Origin of the sequence: Mesorhizobium sp. M0185 (assembly GCF_040322175.1) — a bacterium.
Classification (GTDB): domain Bacteria; phylum Pseudomonadota; class Alphaproteobacteria; order Rhizobiales; family Rhizobiaceae; genus Mesorhizobium.
This window is the reverse complement of the sequence record NZ_JAMYSY010000063.1, coordinates 20288-27043: the sequence shown is the minus strand read 5'-3', so window position 1 is coordinate 27043 and position 6756 is coordinate 20288. Positions and strand designations below refer to the sequence as shown.

Below are 6756 nucleotides of genomic sequence, written 5' to 3'. Positions count from 1 at the left end.
CATGGCCATTTTTTTAAAACCACACTGTCTTCGGTCTTAACCAATAGCTTTATCTATAACGGGGTGTTGTGGAACCACCCCCTATGGGGGCCCCAAAAAAAGCGCTTACGCAAGTATAACGAACGCTTGAAGTCGTTCCACTCAAACGGCTTCATCAACGAAAACAGCTTCTACGGCGGCGACTACGGAGAAACGTCCGTTCTAATGCGCTTGGCGTGGCTTACGGCACCCATATTACAGTAGCGCCAAACGCCTATGACGGCCACAACAACAACCGTTGGATTTCGCCGAACTACGAGATGGGCGGATCGGTAGGTGTCAACCGCGTTCCAATCTTCTTCGACGGAGCAGGCGGGCTCAATACATGGCATGATGCTCGGGCAGAAGCCTGCTTCGGTCCACTGGTGATATGCAAGGGCTCAAGTGTCCTGTTCAATGAAATCGGCTTCTCCTTCGCATCGACGGCCGTCGCCGGGCAATTGAACACCATTCAGGAGACCAACGGCGCCAACAGCAACCGTTTGACAGGCCGTTACGGTGTCGAGGTGCGAGCGTCATTGAACAATCTGCATCGGTTGCTGTCTTCGAATGGCGGGGCCAATTCCCCTTATTTGCGCGGGGATTTGTTCCTCATGGCGCAAGCCGGCGGAACGGCGCTGCGCACGACTACGCTTTCGAACGTTCTCCGCTCCAATGCGCTTGCCTTGGACCTCAACGCCGCCTCCGTCATGGTCGCTGTGGACACGACCAAAATCAAGCAGTGGCGGGTCAATATCGGTTATGTCGGCGCTCTTACCGGAAGTCTTCTGGCAATTGCCTTCGATTCATCAGGAACCTTGCTGACCGGCAATTCCCTCGATATCGACGGGACAGCGTGGGCGATCAGTACGGCGTATTCAACGCTGAACCAGGTGGTGACGAACGATACTGGCAAGCTCTATCAGCTGGTCACGGCAGGCACGTCAGCCGGGGCTGGCGGCCCGACAGGAAGGGGCTCTGCCATCGCTGACGGAACGTGCGTGTGGAACTACGCCGGGACCGAAAAATACATCAAGAATTCCAGTGCCGCATGGGTCGCTACTACGACTTATGGCGGGGGCTATTTAGGGTCAGCGTTTGTTGGCGGGATGGTCAGTGTTCGCCCCGATGTGGCGACGATGTGGATTGGAATAGCCTCCGGCGCTCCCCGATCGATAGAGATCATCGGCTATTCGACGCAGGAAACCATCGGCAACATCAACGGCCTCACGAGCATTATCCCTTCGTTCCGCTGGACGATGATGGTTCGGTCAGGCTGGCGACTGCAAAGCCTGACACCGCCGGCACTCACGGCCAATATTCAGTCGGCCATGTCGCCGCTGCCGATCCATAGCGCCATACTCACCAGACCTATGCCGATCATGACAGGTTCGATGAGGTTCTTGCGTCGCAGGCACAGCAGCAGAAACACCAGCGAGTAGAAGGAAACCTCTATCCCGAGCGTCCAGTACACGCCGTCGATCCACGGCCCAAGCGGATAGAACAGGATCGACTTCGCATATTGCTTGGCGATCTGGAACAGAGGCAGCGGCGTTGCGACCAGACAGATTGCAGCCGTGATCGTTGCGCAGATGACGGCGGATGGCAGAAGCCGAAACACGCGCCCGGAAAAGAACGATGCCGGCGTTGCCTAGGAAGCCGAAAAGGCGATGACGAAGCCGGAGATGACAAAGAATATCTCGACGCCGACCCAGCCCCACCAGCTGAACGGGATCAACTCGGGGTATTGCAGCGCGCCGCCGGTGATGGATTTCGGGGTGCTCGCCACGGTCGGGGCCCACGACCAATAGGCAAAGTGAAACAGCATTACTGAAAAGGCGGCGAAAATCCTGAGTAGGTCAAGCCCTACAAGCCGGCCGCTCTGACGCATCTTATCCCCTCTCGCTGCTCGCTGCCCAATAGCAGCAAACCGGCGGCATTCCAATCCATCAACCAAACCTGCCCGGAAGGGTAGAAAACCATAGGAGATACGCAAATGCCCATGTCGGAATCCGCTTACGACGCCATCTTCGGCTCGGCCTGACACGTCGATGGCAAGGACATCAAGGATAGTTTGACCTTCTCGACCAGCGCCGCGTCGCCGTCTGGCGTGGTGACGCCAACCTTCATCGGCAAGTTCCATTTCGATACCGCCTTGGCCGAGTGGTACATGTCGACCGGGCTGACTGTCAAACGGCTTCCAAAACTGACCCCGGATCGGCGTCCAATTTTGACCCCCCTTATGTAATGCGCGGCGGTCAGCGTTCGCCCGGGCGGAGCTGGTCAGGGTTGCGCAGCCCGGGCGAGCGCGGATCGCGCTTGGCAGCTTGATGGGGTGATCAGGCGCGGTTCTTGAAGCGCCAGGATTCGTTTCCGGTCTCGATGATCTCGCAATGATGGGTGAGACGGTCGAGCAGCGCTGTCGTCATCTTGGCGTCGTCGAAGACGGCGGGCCATTCGCCGAACGCCAGGTTCGTGGTGACGATAATGGAGGTGCGCTCGTAGAGCCTGCTGATCAGGTGGAAGAGCAATTGCCCGCCGGCTTGTGCGAACGGGAGATACCCGAGTTCATCGAGCACGACGAAGTCGAGCCGGGTGAGGTAATCGGCGATACGGCCCTGCTTGCCGCCGCGGTGCTCGGTCTCGAGCCGGTTGACGAGATCGACGACGTTGAAGAAGCGGCCACGTGAGCCGTTGCGGATCAGGGCGCGGGCAATGGCGATTGCCAGATGCGACTTGCCGGTTCCGGTGCCGCCGATGAGCACGGCATTGCGCTGGTCGGCGACGAAGGTGCCGTTGGCAAGGTCCCGGACCAGCACCTCGTTGACCGGCGTGCCGTCGAAGTCGAACTCATCGATGTCCTTGGCGATTGGCAGCTTGGCGACAGTGAGCTGGTATTTGATGGAGCGGGCCTGCTTCTCGGCGATCTCGGCCGACAGCAGATCGCCGACGATCCTCGGCGGCTCGTGCTGGCGCTTGATGCCTGTCGCAATGACCTCGTCATAGGCGCCGCGCATGCCGTAGAGCTTCAGCGTCCCCATTAGTTCCAGAACCTGCGTGCGTTCCATCAGCTTGCCCTCCTGAGGCTGTCGTAGCGGGCGCAGTCGGCCTGCGGCTCGTGCTGCAGGCGAAGAGCGTCCGGGGTGAGAATGGTGACGGCCGGCGCCGGATCGCGCCGCCGCGCCAGGATGTTGATGATGACGGCGGCGGAGCAGAGGTTCTGATCGAGCGCCTCCTGGCAGGCGGCTTCCACGGCATCAATGCCGTCGGTCAACACCGTGGCCAGGATCGACACCATCTGCCGATCGCCGTCATGCGCCGCCTTCAATTTGCGTCGGATACGCTCCATCGCCGAGGGCAGGACCCAGCTCTGGAAGGGCGCACCGTTGCGCAGTGCACCGGGCTTGCGAGCGAGGACCGGAACATAGTGCCAGAGATCGTAGACCGTCTCGTTGCGGCCGAAGGAGCGGGCATGTTCGGCGACGACCACGCCGTCCTGGCGGATGACGATCTTGCCGGCATAGGCATGGATCTCGACCGGGCGGCCGACGGCGGTCGACAGCACCGAGTATTTGTTGTTGTCGAAGCGAACTGTGCAGGTCTTCGACACCGAGGCCGGCACCGTGTGGAATCCGTCGAAGGGGCCGCGGTATTCGACCAGCTTGCCGCGCTCCTCCTCGAACACGTTCCAGATCGTTCGTTCCGGCTGTTCGATGTGACGGTGCGCCTTGGCGTAGGCGACGCACTTGTCATGCAGCCAGGCGTTCAGCTCCTCATAGGTCTTGAAGCGCAGCCTGGGCGTGAAGAAGCGCTCGCGCACCAGCCCGACCTGGTTCTCGACCTGACCTTTCTCCCAGCCCGACGCCGGCGTGCAGGCGACCGGCTGCACCAGATAGTGGCTGCACATCTGCAGGAGACGGCGATTGTATTGGCGGTCCTTGCCAACGAAGATCGTTTCCACCGCCGTCTTCATGTTGTCGTAGATGCCGCGCGTGCAGGCGCCGCCGAAGAAGGCAAAGGCCCTGTCATGGGCGTCGAACACCATCTCCTGCGTCTCCCGCGGATAGGCCCTGACGAACATCATGCGGCTGTGGCAGAGCCGGACATGGGCGACCTTCACGGTCACCGTTACGCCGTTGATCAGGACGATCTCGTGGCTCCAGTCGAACTGGTAGGCCTCGCCTGGCGCGAAGAACAGCGGCACATAGGCGTCCGCCATCGCCGACCCCCGCGCCTTCGCCCAGCTCTTCGCGTATCGGCGGACGGCGTCATAGCCTCCCTCGTAGCCGAGGCTGCAAAGCTCTTCGTAAATCCGGATCAGTGTCAGTTGCTCGCGCGCCGCCTTGCCACGGTTGCCATTCAAAAACCCGTCAAGCTGATCCTGCCACGGACCGATCTTCGGCTTGGGCTGCCGCTCGCGTTCGTAGGAGAACGATGTCTCATTGGATCTGAGAATCTTGCGGACGGTGTTCCGCGACACATGCAGCTCGCGGCAAATCCGCTTGAGCGACCATCCCTGCACATGGAAGGCGCGCCGAACCCGGGCAATCGTATCCACCGACTTCATCCCCACACCATCCGCTCGCCACGACGAGCTGATGGTCGCAAAATCAAAGCATCAGGGGGGTCAAAATTGGACGCCGATTCCCCGGCTTATAGGGTCAATTTTGCACGCCGATTCACACTGACCAACACCGACTGGAAAAAGGTCACAAACTGATCCGGCGAAAAGGAGGGACGCAGTCATGACCCTTAGCAGTGGAACGGATCGGTCCGGCTCGATCACCATAGGCGGCACCGCACAGGTCCTGGCTGCGGCCAATCCCGATCGCCGTGGCTTGAACGGCCAGAACATTTCTGCCGGCGATATCTGGATCAATGAGACCGGTGGCACCGCTGCGGTCGACGGCACCGGATCCTACAAGATTCCGACCAACAGCATGTTCGAGATCGAGACGGTCTTCGCCATCTCGATCATTGGGGCCACTCCGTCGCAGAAGTTCACTGCGACGGAGTGGTAGGCGATGAGGATCTGGCAACTATTCACCGATCTGGCCAACCTGCCGGCGATCGTATGGAACAATATCGCCACGACCTTCACTGCCCTCAAGGTCAGTGTGACGGACACGGCGAGCGCCGCCGGTTCGCTGCTCGCCGATTTCCAAATTGGCGGCCCAAGCATGCTGACAATTTCCAAAACAGGAAGCGTGCGCGGCTGGTCAACAACAACCGCTGGCACGCCATCCTTCTTCTACCGAGGCACGAGTGGCAGCGCCAACGGATATTCTGCAGCGCAGACGGTATGCTAGGTTCAGTGCAACTGGCATCGAGCGTGGTCGGGTGAATTCAACCGGCTTCCTCACTCACCTCGCTTACCAGTTCTCAGCGACAGCAGGCGCGGCTGTTGATCTTGGGCTAGCGCGTGATGCTGTCTCTCTGGCTCAGCGCAACGGCGCGAATGCGCATAATATCAGGCCGTGGTCGACTGCAAGACCCTGCGCAAAGCGTTGGAGCGATGATGATGTCGGCGGGCGACAATGAACGCTAGTTGCGGCTTCTGGCAACCCGCTCTTGCGGCCGACTGTAAAGACGATACGTTTCGATATTCTAATGGTGTGTTTAATCAACCACACCGAAACCAAAAATTATCTCGCATATGCGAAGTGGGTTGGAATTGGCGCAAAAAGCTGTTACGCGCTGATGAGTAGCTTGGTGGTTGGGCGGGCCTCAGGTAACGTGGGACAGAAGGATTGATGCGGATGAACCTAGTTTTGAAAAGTGCGTTGGCCGGAGTTGTTGTGTTGGCCGGCTTCGCCCCGGTGTCGTCTTTCGCGCAGGACGGGTCGTGCACCTGTGCAACCGCCTATAACGGCGTAAATCCGATTGGATCGCTCGGCCGCGTCAATGGCGACGTAATGGTCTCGCAGGTGGCTGGCTACGGCCCGGGGCAAGCGGGCGGCGCGCTGGATTTCGGCAGTCGTGTCGTGGTTGGCGCCAAGGGCTCGGCTTCGGTTCAGGTCGGTGGCTGCAATCTGAGCGTTCCGGCGAATTCGACGCTTGATATCTCGCGGGTCGAGAATAAGATTTGCCTCAATGTCCTGGGTTCTGAGAAGACCGCCCAGACGGGCAATCCTAACACAAACAACAACACGCCGCTCTTCATTTTTGGCGGCATGGCTCTTGGGGCTGGTGTTCTAGCTGCAACGGCGGACAAAGATCACGGCCACGCCGTTAGCGACTAAGTTGACCGCGTAGTTAAATAAGGCAACGGCAGCAGAGGCGTGTGGCGCTTCTGCTGTGTCTGTTGTTGGCGACAGAGCGACCCTGGCGTGTATGCTGGTATCGCGACTGCCGCATCAGTCGGATCGCGTAAGCCAAGGCGAGGCTGGCGAACACGCCGGGATGAGGGGCGAAGTGCCGGTCTATCCAGGCAAATTTGTTGAATCGCAATCTTTTGCTGCTGCGTGTTGGTGCAAGTTTCGGATACTTCGGATACGACGAACACGACGGTCAAGATCAATCCTGCGGAGGGCGGCATGTGTCTAGCGCTCGAAACATCAGGCGCCGCCTTTGCCGCCGGTGCGGCGCTGATCATCGGCCCGCATGATGACGACGACTCTGTCCGCCAGTAGCTGGGACCTGGCATCCATCGCATCGCGTGAACTTGACAAATGCGTCATTCGCCGTTTTGCGGGTGACGCATTTATACTTTTTGGGGATGACGTCGCCACGTTGCTT

Annotated in this window: 8 protein-coding genes and 1 pseudogene; 5 read left to right on the top strand and 4 right to left on the bottom strand. The window is 59.5% G+C overall.

The window, feature by feature from the left end; translation table 11 throughout:
• On the top strand, window positions 1-243 hold a 243-nt coding region (locus NKJ20_RS30375; protein WP_352749112.1), incomplete at its 5' end, for a hypothetical protein.
• Window positions 216-1460, top strand: a complete 1245-nt coding sequence (locus NKJ20_RS30370) for a hypothetical protein (RefSeq protein WP_352749110.1) — start codon at window positions 216-218, stop codon at window positions 1458-1460. The genes NKJ20_RS30375 and NKJ20_RS30370, both read left to right, overlap by 28 nt.
• A 209-nt stretch (window positions 1461-1669) precedes the next feature.
• Here the strand turns inward: NKJ20_RS30370 and NKJ20_RS30365 are convergent, their stop codons facing one another.
• The 4 genes and pseudogenes from NKJ20_RS30365 to istA all read right to left on the bottom strand — a co-directional run bounded on the left by NKJ20_RS30365 (window position 1670) and on the right by istA (window position 4585).
• A complete protein-coding gene (locus NKJ20_RS30365) occupies window positions 1670-1909 on the bottom strand; it encodes a hypothetical protein (RefSeq protein WP_352749108.1) in 240 nt (79 codons plus the stop codon).
• Between the two features lie 125 nt (window positions 1910-2034).
• Window positions 2035-2211: a hypothetical protein gene (locus tag NKJ20_RS30360; protein WP_352749105.1), complete on the bottom strand. Its 177-nt coding sequence runs from the start codon at window positions 2209-2211 to the stop codon at window positions 2035-2037.
• A 146-nt stretch (window positions 2212-2357) separates the two neighbouring features.
• Window positions 2358-3086 (bottom strand): IS21-like element helper ATPase IstB, encoded by a 729-nt coding sequence (gene istB, locus NKJ20_RS30355; RefSeq protein WP_352749102.1) that lies wholly within the window; start codon window positions 3084-3086, stop codon window positions 2358-2360.
• A pseudogene (gene istA, locus NKJ20_RS30350) lies at window positions 3019-4585 on the bottom strand (IS21 family transposase). The gene istB and the pseudogene istA overlap by 68 nt, the downstream one beginning before the upstream one ends.
• Before the next feature lie 178 nt (window positions 4586-4763).
• On the opposite strand from istA, the gene NKJ20_RS30345 reads away from it, so the two are divergent.
• The 3 genes from NKJ20_RS30345 (at window position 4764) to NKJ20_RS30335 (ending at window position 6260) form a co-directional block, all read left to right on the top strand.
• Window positions 4764-5039, top strand: a complete 276-nt coding sequence (locus NKJ20_RS30345) for a hypothetical protein (protein ID WP_352749100.1) — start codon at window positions 4764-4766, stop codon at window positions 5037-5039.
• Window positions 5040-5042: 3 nt separating this feature from the next.
• On the top strand, window positions 5043-5327 hold the full coding sequence (locus NKJ20_RS30340; protein WP_352749097.1) for a hypothetical protein: 285 nt from the start codon (window positions 5043-5045) through the stop codon (window positions 5325-5327).
• Between the two features lie 450 nt (window positions 5328-5777).
• The gene (locus NKJ20_RS30335) at window positions 5778-6260 is read left to right on the top strand and encodes a hypothetical protein (protein ID WP_352749094.1); all 483 of its coding nucleotides are present in this window, start codon (window positions 5778-5780) and stop codon (window positions 6258-6260) included.
• The last annotated feature ends 496 nt before the right edge of the window (window positions 6261-6756 follow it).

Excerpts from the sequence above, each read along its gene's own strand:
- NKJ20_RS30345 (WP_352749100.1), top strand. The coding sequence starts at position 4,764 with ATGACCCTTAGCAGTGGAACGGATCGGTCCGGCTCGATCACCATAGGC.
- NKJ20_RS30340 (WP_352749097.1), top strand. The coding sequence starts at position 5,043 with ATGAGGATCTGGCAACTATTCACCGATCTGGCCAACCTGCCGGCGATC.
- istB (WP_352749102.1), bottom strand. The coding sequence starts at position 3,086 with ATGGAACGCACGCAGGTTCTGGAACTAATGGGGACGCTGAAGCTCTAC.
- NKJ20_RS30365 (WP_352749108.1), bottom strand. The coding sequence starts at position 1,909 with ATGCGTCAGAGCGGCCGGCTTGTAGGGCTTGACCTACTCAGGATTTTC.
- NKJ20_RS30335 (WP_352749094.1), top strand. The coding sequence starts at position 5,778 with ATGAACCTAGTTTTGAAAAGTGCGTTGGCCGGAGTTGTTGTGTTGGCC.